At 72.1% G+C, this 15,714-nt stretch carries 11 protein-coding genes and 3 pseudogenes; 9 read left to right on the top strand and 5 right to left on the bottom strand.

From position 1 onward, the window contains the following. Nucleotides 1–17: 17 nt before the first annotated feature. Together IG08_RS0117130 and IG08_RS0117125 are read right to left on the bottom strand one after the other, a co-directional pair. On the bottom strand, nucleotides 18–2,342 hold the full coding sequence (locus IG08_RS0117130; RefSeq protein ID WP_030602458.1) for an ATP-binding protein: 2,325 nt from the start codon (nucleotides 2,340–2,342) through the stop codon (nucleotides 18–20). Between the two features lie 191 nt (nucleotides 2,343–2,533). Beyond that, nucleotides 2,534–2,761 (bottom strand): hypothetical protein, encoded by a 228-nt coding sequence (locus tag IG08_RS0117125; protein ID WP_158812255.1) that lies wholly within the window; start codon nucleotides 2,759–2,761, stop codon nucleotides 2,534–2,536. Nucleotides 2,762–2,879: 118 nt separating this feature from the next. On the opposite strand from IG08_RS0117125, the gene IG08_RS0117120 reads away from it, so the two are divergent. From IG08_RS0117120 to IG08_RS0117095, 7 genes and pseudogenes are all read left to right on the top strand, one after another. Further along, on the top strand, nucleotides 2,880–4,211 hold the full coding sequence (locus tag IG08_RS0117120; protein WP_030602452.1) for a cytochrome P450: 1,332 nt from the start codon (nucleotides 2,880–2,882) through the stop codon (nucleotides 4,209–4,211). 39 nt (nucleotides 4,212–4,250) lie between these two features. Next, nucleotides 4,251–4,376, top strand: a pseudogene (locus IG08_RS62480) (cyclase family protein); the annotation flags it as partial. Between the two features lie 45 nt (nucleotides 4,377–4,421). Then, on the top strand, nucleotides 4,422–4,607 hold the full coding sequence (locus tag IG08_RS61350) for a cyclase family protein (RefSeq protein ID WP_234342900.1): 186 nt from the start codon (nucleotides 4,422–4,424) through the stop codon (nucleotides 4,605–4,607). A gap of 146 nt (nucleotides 4,608–4,753) precedes the next feature. Beyond that, nucleotides 4,754–5,566: a hypothetical protein gene (locus IG08_RS55855; protein ID WP_052424743.1), complete on the top strand. Its 813-nt coding sequence runs from the start codon at nucleotides 4,754–4,756 to the stop codon at nucleotides 5,564–5,566. Nucleotides 5,567–5,817: 251 nt separating this feature from the next. Next, nucleotides 5,818–6,920, top strand: a pseudogene (rsgA, locus tag IG08_RS54240) (ribosome small subunit-dependent GTPase A). 165 nt (nucleotides 6,921–7,085) lie between these two features. After that, on the top strand, nucleotides 7,086–8,477 hold the full coding sequence (locus IG08_RS0117100) for a bifunctional transcriptional activator/DNA repair enzyme AdaA (protein WP_030602443.1): 1,392 nt from the start codon (nucleotides 7,086–7,088) through the stop codon (nucleotides 8,475–8,477). Continuing rightward, the gene (locus tag IG08_RS0117095) at nucleotides 8,474–9,019 is read left to right on the top strand and encodes a methylated-DNA--[protein]-cysteine S-methyltransferase (protein ID WP_052424742.1); all 546 of its coding nucleotides are present in this window, start codon (nucleotides 8,474–8,476) and stop codon (nucleotides 9,017–9,019) included. Before IG08_RS0117100 ends, IG08_RS0117095 begins: the two co-directional genes overlap by 4 nt. A 49-nt stretch (nucleotides 9,020–9,068) precedes the next feature. Here IG08_RS0117095 and IG08_RS0117090 read toward each other — a convergent pair whose 3' ends face one another. The 3 genes from IG08_RS0117090 to IG08_RS0117080 form a co-directional block, all read right to left on the bottom strand. Further along, a complete protein-coding gene (locus IG08_RS0117090) occupies nucleotides 9,069–9,443 on the bottom strand; it encodes a PPOX class F420-dependent oxidoreductase (protein WP_030602438.1) in 375 nt (124 codons plus the stop codon). A gap of 68 nt (nucleotides 9,444–9,511) precedes the next feature. Beyond that, nucleotides 9,512–9,994: a DUF456 domain-containing protein gene (locus IG08_RS0117085; RefSeq protein WP_030602434.1), complete on the bottom strand. Its 483-nt coding sequence runs from the start codon at nucleotides 9,992–9,994 to the stop codon at nucleotides 9,512–9,514. A gap of 46 nt (nucleotides 9,995–10,040) precedes the next feature. Beyond that, nucleotides 10,041–11,030 carry a helix-turn-helix transcriptional regulator gene (locus IG08_RS0117080; RefSeq protein ID WP_030602430.1) on the bottom strand — a complete coding sequence of 330 codons (990 nt, stop codon included), beginning with the start codon at nucleotides 11,028–11,030 and terminating at the stop codon, nucleotides 10,041–10,043. A 220-nt stretch (nucleotides 11,031–11,250) separates the two neighbouring features. On the opposite strand from IG08_RS0117080, the gene IG08_RS0117075 reads away from it, so the two are divergent. Together IG08_RS0117075 and IG08_RS60675 are read left to right on the top strand one after the other, a co-directional pair. After that, nucleotides 11,251–14,943 carry a S8 family peptidase gene (locus tag IG08_RS0117075; RefSeq protein WP_052424741.1) on the top strand — a complete coding sequence of 1,231 codons (3,693 nt, stop codon included), beginning with the start codon at nucleotides 11,251–11,253 and terminating at the stop codon, nucleotides 14,941–14,943. Nucleotides 14,944–15,088: 145 nt separating this feature from the next. Next, nucleotides 15,089–15,714: pseudogene (locus IG08_RS60675) on the top strand (hypothetical protein); the annotation flags it as partial.

Raw genomic sequence — 15,714 nt, 5'->3', positions numbered from 1 at the left:
TTCACGGGTGTACGTCGTCAAGGGCGCATGGCGCGACGCGCCTCGGCCCAGACGGCGACCTGGCTGCGGGAGGTGAAGCCCAGCTTGCTGAGGATCCGCTCCACATGGCCCTCCGCGGTCCGCAGCGCGACGACCAGCCGGTCGGCGATCTGCTGGTTGGTCAGCCCCTCCGCGACGAGCTCGGCGACCTCGGTCTCCCGGCGGGTGAGGGGACTGTCGAGCACCTGCCGGGCGGGAGACACCCGCTCGCCCATCGCGTAGCCCACCGCGTCGTCCAGGGTGAGCTCCAGGCCCTCGCGGTAGGCGCCCCTGAACGCGTCGCCCAGCAGCGCGCGAGCGACTTCTTCGGCCTCGGTGCGCACCGGACCGTGGGACGGGGTGCGGTCCAGTGCGACGTGGGCGTCCTGCCAGATCCGCTTGGCCGCGCCCAGCAGAACGGCGGCGGGCCGGCCCTCGCCGTCGCGGGCGTGGACCGCGGCGAGCAGTTCCAGTGTCATGCCGATCCCGAACACGTCGCCGACCGCCCGCTTGAGCCGCAGGCACTCCCGGGCGTGGGTCCTGGCCGGCGCCTGGTCTCCCTTGGCCCACTCGGCGAAGGCGAGGATGCGCAGGAGGTAGGAGTGGACCCACTGTTCGCCGTGGCTCAGGCAGATCTGCCGGAACTCCTCGCACAGGGCCATGGCGCGGTCGTACTCGCCCTGGATGGCGAGGACATGGGCCAGCTCGATGTACTTGAAGCCGACCAGGCTCATCGACTCGCCCTCGCGCGGCGGCCGGGAGAGCGCCTCCTCGTACACCTCCCGGGCCCGCTCGTAGTCACCGCTGATCAGGCGGGCACCGCCCCGGCCGAAGTAGCTGTGCGCCACCCCTGCCTCGTCGCCCAGCCGCAGGGCCAGCTCGTGTCCCTCCTCGACGAGGGGCGTGGCCTCGACGGCATTGCCCTGGCTGAGCAGCATCAGGGCCAGGGCCCACAGTGCCCGCGCCCGCGCGACGGTCGGCTCGGGGGCGGCGGCGAGCAGCCGCTCCAGCCAGTACCTGCCCTCCACAGGGGTGCCGGTCGCGAACCAGAAGAACCACAGATGCCCGGCCAGCTTCAGCCCGGCCTGCAGCTCTCCCGGGGTGCTCAGGCAGAACTCCAACGCCGAGCGGATGGTGTCCGACTCCGCGTGCAGCCGCCGGACCAGCTCCGGCTGGTAGGGGCCGAACCATCGCCGCTCGCATTCCTCGACGAAGTCCAGGCACCAGTCCCGCACCCGGCGCCGGGCCGCCTCCTCCGCGTCGGGGCCGCCCTCGCGGAGCCGGTCGAGGCCGTACTGCCGGATCGACTCCAGCATCCGGTACCGGGCATGGACGGCGTCGCCGTCCCGGACCAGCAGTGACTTGTCCACCAGACCGGCGACCGCGTCCACCATCTCGTCACGGTCGAGGCCCGGCCCGGCACAGACCTCCTCCGCCGCGCCCAGGTCGAAACTCCCGGCGAAGGCCGAGGCGCGCGCCCACACCGTCTGCTCCTCGGCGGTGCACAGGTCATGGCTCCAGTCGACGGCCGCCCGCAGGGTGCGGTGCCGGGGCAGGGCGGCGTCGCTGTCGTCGCTGTCGGCGCTGTGGGCCAGCAACCGGTAGCGCCGGTCGAGCCGTTCGAGCAACTGCTGCACACCCAGGGCACGCATCCGGACCGCCGCCAGCTCGATCGCGAGCGGCAGCCCGTCCAGCCGGTGGCACAGGGCGGCCACCGCGTCCTGGTTGTCCGCCGTGAGCGTGAATCCGGGCAGCACGGCCGCGGCCCGGTCGGCGAACAGCGCCAGTGCCGGGTACTCCAGAGCGGGCTTCGGAGGCAACGGCTCGCCCGGCGCGGGAGTCGGCAACGGCTGCACCTCCAGGACGTGTTGGACGGGCACGTCCAGCGGATGCCTGCTGGTGGCCAGGACGCGTACCCCCGCGGTCTCCGCCAGCAACGCCTCGACCAGCCGTGCGCAGGCGTCCGCCAGGTGTTCGCAGTTGTCCAGGACCAGGAGGAGCTCCCGGTCCTGGAGATGGTCGACCAGGACCCGCACGGGCGAACGCCCCGATACGTCACGGATGTTCAGCCCCTCGATCAGGGCGAGCGGCACCAGCGACGCGTCCCGCACACCGGCGAGCTGGACGATGTGCACTCCGTCGGGGAACGCCCGCGCCAGCCGGGGCACGGCGTGCAGAGCCAGCCTGGTCTTGCCGACGCCGCCCGTCCCGGTCAGACTCACCAGCCGGTGGGTGGCCAGCAGACGCTTGACTTCGGCGGCCTCCTGGCGCCTGCCGACGAAGCTCGACGTCCTGACGGGCCGGCCGGTCTGTTCCCTCGTCACGGATACCTGCACAATCGGCCCCGCCTCCGAAAGTGGTACGCCCGGTGCCCGCCGTGGCCTCGCGACGCACGGACCTCAAAGAACTCTATGGGCGGGACGCGGGCGAAACGCCCGGAGCACGGCATTGCCAGTTGGAGGCACATTTCTGACGGAATATGCGCAGAGTCTGTCTCACGACGTTCACCCGTGGATCAGCCGCGCAGCGCCGTTGACGCTCTCACCAGGAGCCCCAGTACCGCCACCGACCGGTCGACGGCGGCTTCCGGCGCCGTGTCGTCGAGCAGGACTGCCCGGCCGACGGGCGTGACCCCGACCCGGTCGAGGACGTGCACATCCGCACCCGAACCCAGCAGGGCAGGCACCACCTCCAGTGACGGCAACGGGTCCCTGTCCTGGTAAGGGGCTTGGAGGAGGCGCATGTTCGCCACCGGCCGGGGACACGCTTTCCGCATCCGGACGAAGAGTGCCGACGCGATCCTGCGACATCTCGCCGCATATCTTGATCGAACTCCGGGCGCAGGCCCCTAACATGGGGCGATGGGCACTCCCACCTCACTGTTGCGGGCCTTTCGGCCCCAAGTCCAAGAGCGACTCTACGACTTCTACGAAGAGCTGAGGAGCGCCGACGACCTCTTCTGGGACCGCAGCCTGCGCGCGTGGGTCGCTACCGGACACGCGGTCGTCAGCAAAGCCGCGGGTGACCCGGGGCTGTCCTCGGTGCGCTATCCCGACATCGAGGCCGTCTCCGAGGAACTGCGGCCGCTGGCCCGGGTCCTGAGCCGGCAGATGCTCTACAGCGACGCCCCCGACCACTCCCGGCTGCGGGCCCTGATCAGCAAGGCCTTCACTCCTCGGGCAGTGGAGACGCTCCGCGCCCGGATCTTCGAAGCCGTCGACCGGATCATCGCCCACGCGGCGCCGACCGGGCGGATGGACATCGTCGCGGACCTCGCCCGACCCCTGCCGCTCACCATCATCTGCGACCTCCTCGACGTACCGCAGCAGGACCGCCCAGCCCTCGCCTCCTGGTCCGAGCCGATCGCCGAGGCCATAGGCAACTCCCGGCTCGACGCCGACCGCAACCGCGAGGCCTCGCAGAGCATGACGGACATGCTCGCCTACTTCCGCGAACTCCTCACCCGCCACGACACCCCGCCGGCCCCCCACAGTCTGCGCGCACTGGTGAGCGCACAGGCCGCGAACACCGACCAGGACCTCGACGAACTCCTCGCCAACTGCGCCCTGCTCCTGATCGCCGGCCACGAGACCACCACCCACTTCATCGGCAACGCCACACTCGCCCTGCTCCGCCACCCGCACGCGGCCGACCAACTGCGCCGCCGGCCCGAACTGATGCCCGCCGCAGTCGAGGAACTCCTGCGCTACGACGCCCCGGTACAGCTGATGCTGCGTCGGGCGCGGCACGACCTGGACCTGGCGGGCCGCACCATCGCCGAAGGGCAGACGGTGCTTCTGGTGGGCGGCGCCGCCAACCGGGATCCGGCCGTGTTTCCCGACCCTCATGTGCTGGACTTCGAACGGCCCGGCGGACGGCACATGGCGTTCGGGCACGGCCCGCACTTCTGCCTCGGCGCTGCGCTGGCCCGGCTGGAAGGCGCGATCGTCCTGGAAGCACTCCTCACCCGGCTCCCCGGCCTGCGGCTCGACGGCCCCGCGCCGCAGTGGCAGCGCAGCCTCAACTTCCGCGGGCTCACCCGCCTGGACGTCGCCTTCACCCCGCCTTCGGACGAGCACGAGAGCGGTTCGCAGGCCATGCCGACCGATGATTCCCAAGGCGGCCCCGGCGGCATGACGCACGCCGGCGCCTGCCCCGTCAGCCCGGTGCCCGGCGGTGTCGCGGGCGCTTGACCCGGCCCAGCGCACCACCCCCGTCGTGGTGCGGGCCGACTGATCCACACCGGCTGGGACCGGCACTGGGGCACCGAGCGGTACGGAAGCGGCCACCCCCACCTCACCAGGGGTGGCGCAGCCTGGCTCGTCGAGCAGCGCGCGGCCCTGGTCGGTATCGACTCGCTCGACATCGACGACACCGACGACGGCGCCCGCCCCGCGCACACCATGCTGCTGGCCGCCGGCATCCCGGTCGTGGAGCACCTGCGCGGCCTGGAGCAACCGCCCCCGCACGGCTTCCGCTTCCACGCCGCGCCACCGGCCGTCGAAGAGATGGGCACCTTCCCGGTACGGGCCTACGCGCTGCTCGACGACGAGCCCGACGAAGGCGACGGGCGGGTTCAGGACCAGTGACCCGGGCGGAGAAGGTCATCGCCGCCAACGGCCGAGGCGGAGCAGGGCTGTCGACCCGCACTCCGTAACCGCGTACGTAGATCCACGGATCCCGCACGGCACCTCCGTGGGGATCATGTTCGTCCATGGAGAAAAAGGGGGATTCGGTGGCCCGTCGCACCAACACGTCCTGCCTGGGGATGGCCGTCAAGGGCTATCTCCTGGTGATCATGTGGGCCGCCGTCGGCTCCACCCTGGCGCTGCCGGTCACTGTGGTCGACCTGATGGCCTCTCAGGAGCCGCCGCTGCAACTGCGCGGCTTCGGACAGCACGCGCTCGTGTACGGCGCACCCGTCGCCGTCGCCGCGGGGGTGGCCGGGTTCATGGGCCGGATGCGTCGCGGCTCATGGCGGGTCCTCCTCGCCCGTACGGCCGTCGTGCTCGCCCTCAGCCAGGCCGCCGTGCTCTGGGCCGAGGCACGATTCGACTCACCCGACGTGAACTCCCGTGCCTTCGCCCAGGGCGGGGCCGCCGGACTCACCGCGTTCCTCTGCCACCGAGCGGTGCGCTGGTGGGGCAACGGCGGCCTCAACGGCGGACGACGCCGCCCGGCCGCCGGCGAGATCTGGCACGCCCTGGTCCCCTTCCGGGAGTCCGCCACCGAACGCCCGCACTACTGCGTGGTCATGAAGCCCGGCCTCCGCCACGTCGAAGTGCTCCAGATCACCAGCCAGGACAAGGACAGCCGCGACGACCACATCCGCATCCCCAACATCGGCTGGGACTTCACCTCCGACAAGGACCACTGGGTCGAGATAGGCCTCCCGCCACGCCGGGTGGCCTACGGGAAGTTCACCGACCCCAGACCCAAGGGCCCCTGCCCGCAGGACGTCTGGCGTCAGCTCCGAGAGCGACGCCCGGCACCCGTCGCCGCCGGCTCGCCCACTGTGTGGACCCGGATCACGCAGTACCTCGGGTGAGGCACCGGCTGCCTTTGTCCTTCGGTAAATCGGTGGCACCCGAGTGCGCGCAACTCTAAGGTGAGGACCGCTTCGTGCGGCGGCCTTCGGCTGCCGCTGTCGGCCGAGTGAGGAACGGGAGGTGTGACCAATGGCTGTCTCTGTGATGGGCGCTGCCCGCAACCAGAAGATCGTCCACTCCACCTCCGTGGCCGCCGGCTGAACCCAGACTTCCCACGCATGCCGGGGCCGCCCTTGTGAAGGGCCCACCCTTGACTTCCAGCTCCACTTCTTCTGTTTTCTCCGCTCTCGCTCCCTACGGCTGGGACGAGGCATGGGCGGACGAGTTCGCCCCCTACGAGCCCGAGGGGCTCCTGCCCGGACGCGTCATCCGGGTCGACCGCGGGCAGTGCGACGTGATCACCGCAGAGGGTCTCGTACGGGCGGACACCGCCTTCGTCACCCCGCGCGACCCGATGCGGGTCATCTGCACCGGCGACTGGGCCGTCGTGGAACCCGCCGGCAACCCCCGTTACGTACGCGCGTATCTGCCCCGCCGTACCGCCTTCGTACGCTCCACCTCCTCCGAGCGGTCCGAGGGGCAGACCTCGCGGCCAACGTCGACCACGCGGTCGTCGCCGTGTCGCTGGCCGGCGAGCTCGACCTCGGCCGCATCGAAAGGTTCCTGGCCCTGGCCTGGGAGTCCGGGGCGCAGCCCCTGATCGTGCTGACCAAGGCCGACCTCGTGCCGGACGCGGTGACGCTCGGGCATCTCGTCCAGGATGTCGAGACGACCGCGCCGGGTGTGACGGTGCTGCCGGTCAGCGCGCTGGACGGGGACGGGCTCGACGGCCTCGTCGCCCTTGTCTCCGGTGGTACGTCCGTGCTGCTCGGGCAGTCCGGTGCGGGCAAGTCGACGCTCGCGAACGCCCTCCTCGGCGACGAGGTCATGGTCGTGCAGGCCACCCGGGACGCGGACGGCAAGGGCCGCCACACGACCACCACCCGCAACCTCCTCGCGCTGCCGGGTGGGGGAGTGCTCATCGACACACCGGGGCTGAGGGGCGTCGGGCTGTGGGACGCCGAGACCGGTGTCGGGCAGGTCTTCGCCGAGATCGCGGAACTGGGCGAGAAGTGCCGGTTCCAGGACTGCGCGCACGAGAGCGAGCCGGGGTGCGCGGTCCTCGCCGCGATCGCCTCCGGCGAGTTGGGCGAACGGCGCCTGGAGAGTTACCGCAAGCTCATCCGGGAGAACCAGCGGATCGTCGCCAAGACCGATGCGAGGCTCCGGGCGGAGATCCGGAAGGACTGGAAGCGGAAGGGGGCGGAGGGCAAGGCGGCGATGGAGGCGAAGAGGGGCAGGTGGCGTTCCTAGCCGCGGGCCGGTGGGGGCTGGTCGCGCAGTTCCCCGCGCCCCCGGGTGGGTCCAGTTGCCGTCAGGCGCACGCCGTCGCAGGTGAGCCCACCCCCGCCCGGCCCCAGCGCCATGTCCGATTTCCGCCAGCGGCACCCTCGCCCACGGCGGAAACTAGGACATGTGATGGACGAAGACACCAGGTACGAAGCCGTACGGAGCCGGGATGCCCGGTTCGACGGGGAGTTCTTCTTCGCCGTCGAGACGACCGGGATCTACTGCCGGCCCAGCTGTCCGGCGGTGACGCCGAAGCGCCGCAACGTCCGCTTCTACGCGACGGCCGCCGCCGCGCAGGGCTCGGGTTTCCGGGCCTGCCGGCGGTGCCGTCCGGACGCCGTGCCCGGCTCCGCCGACTGGAACGTACGCGCCGACGTCGTGGGCCGGGCCATGCGCCTGATCGGCGACGGCATCGTCGACCGCGAAGGCGTCGCCGGACTCGCCACCCGGCTCGGCTACAGCGCCCGGCAGGTGCAGCGGCAGCTCACTGCCGAGCTCGGCGCCGGCCCCGTCGCCCTGGCCCGCGCCCAGCGGGCGCACACCGCGCGCGTCCTGCTGCAGACCACCGGCCTGCCGATCACGGAGATCGCGTTCGCGGCGGGATTCGCCAGCGTGCGGCAGTTCAACGACACGATGCGGGAGGTGTACGCGTCGACACCGAGCGCGCTGCGCGCCGCGGTACGGACCGCCCGGCGTACGGCCACCCCGACGGCGGGCATTCCGCTGCGGCTGGCCTACCGGGGCCCCTACCAGGCCGGAGCCGTCCTCGACCTGCTGGAGAGCGAGGCCGTGCCCGGCGTCGAGGAAGTGAGCGGGACACGCGGACGCCGCCTGTATCGCCGTACGCTCCGCCTTCCGCACGGCAGCGGGATCGTCGCCGTCGACGAACGGCCGGGCACGACCCGCACCACGTCCGCCGCCCACCCCGGCGGCTGGCTCGACGCCCACCTGCACCTCACCGACCCCCGCGACCTGACCACCGCCGTCCAGCGGCTGCGGCGGCTGTTCGACCTCGACGCCGATCCGTACGCCGTGGACGAGCGGCTGGGTGCCGATGAACGACTCGCCCCGCTGGTCGCCGCCCGGCCCGGCCTGCGTTCGCCGGGTGCCGCCGATCCGGAGGAGCTGGCGGTGCGGGCGGTGGTGGGACGGGCGGAGGCCGGGAGACTGGTTCAGCGATACGGCAAGACGCTCGACGCCCCCTGCGGCAGCCTCACCCATCTCTTCCCCGAGCCGTCGGCCATCGCGGAGGCCGAACCCGAGGGCCCGCTGGGCGCGCTCACCGCCGCCCTCGCCGACGGCACGCCACGGCTGGACCCGGGCGCCGACCGGGACGACGCACAGGCGGCCCTGCTCGCCCTGCCCGGCCTTCACGCCCGTACCGTCGCCGTCATCCGCACCCGCGCCCTCGGCGACCCGGACGTCGCCCCGCCCGGCGCGGACGTACCCGACACATGGCGCCCCTGGCGCTCCTATGCCTTGCAACACCTGCGTACAGCAGGGGAGTTGGAGTACTCATGAACACCTACTGGACTCACCTCGAAAGCCCCGTCGGCCGCCTCCTCCTCACCGCCGACGAGACCGGCGCGCTGACCTCGCTGTCTTTCCCGGGGCAGAAGAACGGCCGTACCGTCCAGGAGGGTTGGCGGCGCGACCCCGGCCCCTTCCGTGCGGCGGAGGAACAGCTCGTCGCCTACTTCGCCGGTGAACTCAAGGAGTTCCGGCTGGAGTTGCACACGGAGGGCAGCGAGTTCCGGGAGCGTGTCTGGGCCGCCCTCGACGGCGTCGCCTACGGCGCGACGACGACGTACGGCGAGATCGCGGCGCGCATCGGCGCCTCCCGGGCCGCCGTACGGGCCGTCGGCGGCGCGATCGGCGCGAACCCGCTGCTGATCGTCCGGCCGTGCCACCGGGTGATCGGGGCGGACGGTTCCCTGACGGGATACGCGGGCGGGCTGGAACGCAAGACGACGCTGCTCACGCTGGAGGGCGTCGACGCGATGGGGGAGTCGGCAACCGACGACAACGCCGCTGGGGGTCCCCCCACGCCTTTGAGGCAGTGAGGGAGTGCGTGCCAGGCCCCGCGACGCCGACCTGATCCGCCGGACAGCCCTAGGCGTCGTCGTCCAGCCCCCAGCTGTGGATCCGCCGCGGATGGATGCGGATCACCTCCTCGCTGAAGTGCGGGCCCAGGTCGTGCGGGCCCGTGAGGAGTTCCGCCTCCCCGCGGATGTCGATGCCGCGCACCTTCCACGGGCGCAGGCTGACGACGTCGTCGACGACCAGCGCGACCTTCGGGTTCTTCCGGAGGTTGCGCCACTTCTTCGTGGTGCCCATCGCATAGCCGCCGACCAGGATCGTCCCGTCGTCCTGCGGAAAGAAGCCGACCGGGTTCGCCTGGGGCTGCCCCTGCGGGTCGACGGTGGCGAGCCGTCCCAGCCGCTGCGATCTGAGGTACGCACGCTCGGCCTCGCTGAATGCGGTCATGACAGCCACCCAAACACGCCCGCCCCGCCCACCGCATCGGCTCCTCGGCTTAAGCCTGCGGTCCTACGTCAGCCCCAGATCACCGCGCCCAGCCACGCCCCCGTGATCAGCAGGCAGGTGAACAGCTCCGTCAGCACGCTGGAGCCGCCCGAGCGCATCGCCGTACGCAGCGCGGCCACCGCCTCGCCGTGGCGGCCGAGGCGGAGGCGCTCGGAGAGGTAGATGCCGCCCATGAACCCGGGGATCGCGCCGAGCACGGGGACCAGGAAGAAGCCGAGGAACGCCCCCGCACCGGCGTACACGCCCATGCGCGGGGTGGCGCCGCTCGCCCGCAGCCGCCTCGGCGGCAGGGCCCAGCGCACCACCTGGGAGAGGAACAGCGCGACGGTGGCCCCCACGAGGACCCACCACGCGACCGGCTGCGGATCCTTCAGCGCCCACCACAGGACCGCGGCCCACACGAGCCACGACCCCGGCACTCCGGGCACCAGTACTCCGCACAGGCCGAGGAGAATGACCACGCCGACCAGCAGGAGGTCCCACACTCCCATCTGTCCAGGGTGCCGGAGGCTGTGAGAAAACGCAGGTCAGCGTTGGTCACTCGGGACGCTCCCGGGCCACCCAGCCCCGCTCGTACGCATGCCACCCCAGCTGCAGCCGGGTGCTCACCCCGCACAGCTCCATCAGGTGTTTCACCCGCCGCTGCACGGTTCTGAGCCCCAGGTCGAGCTGTTTGGCGACGCTCGCGTCGGTCATCCCCGCGAGCAGCAGGGACAGGACCTCCAGATCGGCGCCGTCGGGGGCGTCCGGCTCCTGCTCGCCGACCCCCGACGCCCCGAGCCGGAGTGGCAGAGCCTGCTCCCACACCGACTCGAACAGGCCCTGCAGCAGTTCCAGGAGCCCGCTCGCGTGCACGACCAGCGCGGCGGGCTCCGCGGTGTGCGAGGTCAGCGGTACGAGGGCGAGGCTCCGGTCGGCGACCACCAGCTTGGTCGGCACCTGATCCACCACCCGCACCCGCTCGTCGCGGCCCAGCGCGGCGGTCAGCTCGGTGATCCCGTCCGGCAGGTCCAGCACCGACCGCTCGACGACCACCCGGTAGCCGACCCCGCGCCCGGCCGCCTGTTCCTCGGCGTCGTTCTCCATGCCGGTGACGGCGACCGGATTACCGGTGACCAGCGCGCACACCTCCTGGCTCGCCCCGAGCTGGAGCTGCAGGAAGCGCTGCGACACGGCCGCCGCGCCGATCACCACCTCGACCAGATCGTGTACGGCGGGCTCGGCGGCCGCCGCCCGGTACTCCTCGGCGAGCAGCGCGGCCGCCAGCTCCGCCTGCTCCAGCTCGTGCCGCTGCTGGGTGAGCAGCGCGCCCAGCGCGACCCCCGGCGGCGCGGCGACCCAGCGCCCGGGCCGGGCCGAGGACTGGGCGGCCAGCCCGTGCCGCTCCAGCCGGCGCAGGGCCCGCTCGGTGTCCTGTTCGCCGAGCGTGAGCCGCCGCGCGAGATCGGGCACCTCGGCGGCCCCCACGGACACCAGCGCCCGGTACGCCGACTCGTGCCGCTCGTCCAGACCTATCGCCGACAGCATCAGGCGCTCGTCCCTCCCCTTAGCGGTCCCGCGGTGCGTGCCCCTGGCGGAAACCGGCCACGGCGCAAACCCGCCCCGGCACATCATCGCCGCACCACCCGCCACTCTGCCAAGGTGGCGCCACCGCAGCATCAACCACCGCCCGTAAAGCCCGCCTTGGGTCTCTTTGGCCTGCGCATTCGCGCCTGCGGGCAGTACGGCAGCACGGGAAGAGGCGATCTTGGGGAGAGCGATACGGCGTACGGCCCTGGGCGCGGCGACCGCCGCCGTCCTGGCCGTCACGACAGCCGCGCCCACGCACGCGGCCGACACGCAGAGACCGCCCGTCGGCAGCCGGGTCACCCCCGGCTCCGGCTCCGTCGTCACCCTCGTCACCGGCGACCGGGTCCTCGTCACGAAGGACGGGGCCGTCGCCCTGCCCGGCGCGGACGGCACGACCCCCTTCACCCAGACGCGGCAGTCCGGCGACGACCTCTACGTCTATCCCGAGGGCGCGATCGAGGCGCTGGCCGCCGGCCGTGTCGACGAGGAGCTCTTCAACGTCACCGGCCTGGTCCGCCAGGGCTACGACGACGCCCACAGCGACACACTGCCGCTGATCGCGACGTACGACCGCTCCATAACAGCCCGCAGCGTCCCGGCGACCCCGCGCGGCGCCGAACGCGATCTCGTCCTGGAGTCGATCGACGGCGTCTCCCTGGACGCGGACAAGAAGCGGGCCGACGACTTCTGGGCCGACATCAACAAGGGTCCGGTGAAGAAGCTCTGGCTCGACGCGAAGGTCCAGGCCACCCTGGACCAGTCGACCAAGCAGGTCCACGCCCCCGAAGCCTGGGCCGCCGGCTACGACGGCAAGGGCACCAAGGTCGCCGTCCTGGACACGGGCGTCGACGCCGACCACCCGGACCTCAAGGGCCACATCACCGCCTCGAAGAACTTCACCGACTCCGCGGACGCCGACGACCACCAGGGCCACGGCACCCACACCACCTCCACCGTGGGCGGCACGGGCGCGGCGAGCGACGGCAAGAAGAAGGGCGTGGCCCCAGGAGCGGACCTCCTCAACGGCAAGGTCCTCAACGACTACGGCTACGGCGAGACCTCCTGGATCATCGCCGGCATGCAGTGGGCGGTCGACGAGGGCGCCGACGTCGTCTCCATGAGCCTCGGCAATCCAGCCCGCACCGACTGCGGCGACCCGATGGCACAGGCGACGGAGGAGCTGGCCCAGTCGAGCAAGGACACCTTGTTCGTGATCGCGGCGGGCAACACCGGACCCGGCAACAACACGGTCTCCTCACCGGGTTGCGCGCCCAGCGTCCTCACCGTCGGCGCCGTCGACCGCGACGACACCACCGCCACCTTCTCCAGCCGCGGCCCCGTCCACGGCTCGCACACCCTCAAGCCCGAGATCACCGCACCGGGCGTCGGCATCTCCGCCGCCAACGCGGGCGGCCGCGGCGTCTACGCCTACCAGTCCATGAGCGGTACGTCGATGGCGACCCCGCACGTCGCCGGCGCCGCCGCGATCCTCGAGCAGCGCCACCCCGACTGGAGCGCCCAGCGGATCAAGGCGGCCCTGGTCTCCTCCGCCGACGCGGACACACCCGGCGACGTCCGGGAGACGGGCGGCGGACGCCTCGACGTGAAGGCCGCGATCGACCAGACGGTGCTCGGCGCGCCCGCCGTCCAGGCCGGTTCCTTCGACTGGCCGCAGGACAGCAGCGACCGTACGACGGTCGCCGTGCCCTACACCAACACCACAGACGGGACGGTGGAGTTGAAGCTGTCGGTGGTGGGAGTCACCGGCAACGACGGCTCCGCCGTCCGCTCGACGGTCGCCCGGCCGGGAGCCCGCTCGCTCACCGTCCCGGCCGGGCGGACCGTCGAGGTCCCGCTGAAGATCGACCCGACCGCGAGCCTCACGCCCGCCCAGTACGGCGACATCACGGGCCGCGTCCTGGCGACGGCCGACGGGGTGAAGATCTCCACCCCCTTCTCCCTCTACGTCCAGCCGGAGACCGTCACTCTGCGCGTCAAGCTCATCGACCGCCTCGGCAAGCCCGCCACCGGCGCCTCCTCGGTCGACCTCATCGGCACCGACGACGCGAGCGGCGAGCGCCGCTTCAACGAGGGCGCGACCGGCCAGACGTACGAGATCCGCCCCGGCAGCTACTTCCTCTCCAGCTTCATCACCACCCCGGAGACCGAGGGGACCCTCCTCAACTCCCTTGCCTATCTGGCCCGTCCGCAGCTGGAGGTCCGTGGCGACACGACCGTCGTCCTCGACGCCCGCAAGGCCCACCGGCTGAGCGTCGAGACGGACAAGCCGTCCGAACTCCGGGGCGCCACCCTCGGGTTCGCCCGCTCCTGGGACGACACCTGGCTGCACGCGGGCACCGCGGTCGGAGGCCGTTCCCTGCGCGGCTACTACGCGGACGTCACGGGTAAGGCGACCGACGGCACCTTCGAGTTCGACAGCTTCTGGCGTGCAGCCGCCCCGCAGATCACCGAACTCGCCGTGGTCGGCGGACGGTCGCTGCACCCGGTGACCGCGTCCACGAGTTCGGCGAACCTCGACGGGATCGGGAAGGCGCCGCTCTTCGACGCCAAGTCCGGTACGACGGAAGAACTTTCGGGAGCCGCGGGCAAGATCGCGCTCGTCAAGGTCCCGGACGACGGCGGGGTGCTGGATGTCGCGACCGCCGCGCAGGAGGCAGGCGCGGTGGCCGTCCTGGCCTACCGCGAGGCACCCGGCCGCTGGTACCCGTCGGCCGGCTTCACCGGTGGCCCGCTGCCCGCCCTCGCCATCCCCACCGAGGAGGCGACGGCCCTGCTCGCCGCCGGCGACGTGAGCCTGCGCTGGAAGGCCACGGCCAAGAGCCCGTACGTCTACAACCTCGCCTTCCCGGAGACGGGACAGATCCGGGACGACCGCGCCTACCGCGTGCGGGACAAGGAACTGGCGGCGACGACCGCGACGTACAACTCGATGGCGGGCACCGCCACCGACCACATCGACCTGCAGTCGATGACCCGCCCGATCGGACTGACCGGCTACTTCGGCGGTCTGGAGACCGTCCCGGCGCCCTTCACCCGCACCGAGTTCCACACGCCCGGCACGACCGGCTGGGAGCACGAGGTGTCCAGCAGCTTCCCGTGGGGCGAGTTCATGATCGACCCCGTGCGGACCTACGAGAAGGGCGAGCGACGGACCGAGGAGTGGTACGGCGGCGTCCTCGCGCCGACCGGCCCGCTCGACACGAACGGGGAGCAGGCGCTCGCCGCCGAACGGCAGGGCGACCTGATCGGCGTGGCACCCGGCTTCTGGGGAGACGGTGAACACCTCGGCGTCCAGGGCAGCTTCGGCGACATCGGCAACATGGTGCTGAAACGGGGCGGCGAGGTCATCGGCGACAGTCCTTATCCGTTCGGGGTGTTCACCGTCCCGGCCGAGGAGTCGTCATACGAACTCACCCTGAACACCGAGAGGTTCGGCGCGCCGGCGCGGGTGTGGAATCGCTCGACGGGCACGACGACGACGTGGTCCTTCCGGTCCGAACGGGACGACACCGCGTACTCGCAGGGCATCCCGCTGCTCTTCCCGCGCTACACCCTGCCTGAGGACGGGCTCAAGACGCTCCCGGCGGCGAACGGCCTGCGCATCGGCCTCACGGCCACGGGGCACGCGGGCTACCCGCCCGGCGCACTGACCTCCGTGAAGCTCGCCTACTCGTACGACGCGGGGGCGACCTGGACCGAGGCGAGGACCGTCCGGCGTGGCGGGGCCTGGGAAGCGGTCGTGAATCACAGCGCAGCCTCAGGGAAGCAGGTCACACTCAGGGCCGACCTGACCGACGCCAACGGCAACTCGGTCAGCCAGATCGTGACCCGGGCCTACGACGTGCGCTAGCGCGTAGGGGATCGGAGGTTCGGGTCACCTGGTGTCGCCGGGCGGTTCTCCCGTGGGGGTGGAGCCGTCCGGCGACTTCCTTCGTAAGGCCGGATTTTCCGGATGCCCCGTTTTCATACGGCCCGCGCGGTGGACAATTAGGGGCATGAGCCAGCAGGGGGGAAAGCCCACCGGTCACGAGGACGACTGGTGGGGCCAGCTGTACGACGAATCCACCGAGGACACGGGCCCGGCGCCCGCGGCCGACTCACTGGACGACCGGTTCGCTTCCGCGTCGGGGGCGGTGAATGACGGGGCCGAGTCGGACACGGGTGCGGTGGACGAGAGCTCCCGGGCGGGGGCCGGAGTTCCCGCGCCGCGCAGGGGCCTCGCCGACGCGGCGGACACTCCGTACGGCGCCGAGTTCGTGCCGGAGGGTGCCCCCTGGGAACCGCCGCCCGACCCACCCGCGGGCCCCGCGACCTTCCCACCGGGCCCGAAGCCGCCCGGCTTCGTCGAGCGGACACCACCCCAGGACCGCACGCCCACGGAGTCACCCGTCACGACGGTCGCTGCCTCGCGGGTGCCCCCCGATGTGCCGTCTCCGCCGACCGCCCCGCCTGGTCCCGCTGTTCCGCCCGGGGGACCCGCAGCCCAGACGGCCCGGAACGACGACTGGTGGGCCGCCCAGCAGGAGCCCGCCACGCCCGCCGACCAGGGCACCCCGGCCGACCCCACCTCCCCGCCCGCCCCGCAGGGTCTGCGCACCGCCACCCGCGTCGACCTCCCCAC

Source organism: Streptomyces fulvoviolaceus, from assembly GCF_000718165.1.
GTDB classification, from domain to species: Bacteria; Actinomycetota; Actinomycetes; order Streptomycetales; family Streptomycetaceae; genus Streptomyces; species Streptomyces fulvoviolaceus.
The sequence above is the reverse complement of the archived record's forward strand: the minus strand, read 5'-3'. Positions and strand labels throughout refer to the sequence as shown.

What these genes read in the sequence shown, in the direction of transcription:
- IG08_RS0117085 (WP_030602434.1), bottom strand. Translation starts at nt 9,994, where the DNA reads ATGGGAGTGTGGGACCTCCTGCTGGTCGGCGTGGTCATTCTCCTCGGC.
- IG08_RS0117100 (WP_030602443.1), top strand. Translation starts at nt 7,086, where the DNA reads ATGGACGAAGACACCAGGTACGAAGCCGTACGGAGCCGGGATGCCCGG.
- IG08_RS0117090 (WP_030602438.1), bottom strand. Translation starts at nt 9,443, where the DNA reads ATGACCGCATTCAGCGAGGCCGAGCGTGCGTACCTCAGATCGCAGCGG.
- IG08_RS61350 (WP_234342900.1), top strand. Translation starts at nt 4,422, where the DNA reads ATGCTGCTGGCCGCCGGCATCCCGGTCGTGGAGCACCTGCGCGGCCTG.
- IG08_RS0117095 (WP_052424742.1), top strand. Translation starts at nt 8,474, where the DNA reads ATGAACACCTACTGGACTCACCTCGAAAGCCCCGTCGGCCGCCTCCTC.
- IG08_RS0117120 (WP_030602452.1), top strand. Translation starts at nt 2,880, where the DNA reads ATGGGCACTCCCACCTCACTGTTGCGGGCCTTTCGGCCCCAAGTCCAA.
- IG08_RS0117125 (WP_158812255.1), bottom strand. Translation starts at nt 2,761, where the DNA reads ATGCGCCTCCTCCAAGCCCCTTACCAGGACAGGGACCCGTTGCCGTCA.
- IG08_RS0117080 (WP_030602430.1), bottom strand. Translation starts at nt 11,030, where the DNA reads ATGCTGTCGGCGATAGGTCTGGACGAGCGGCACGAGTCGGCGTACCGG.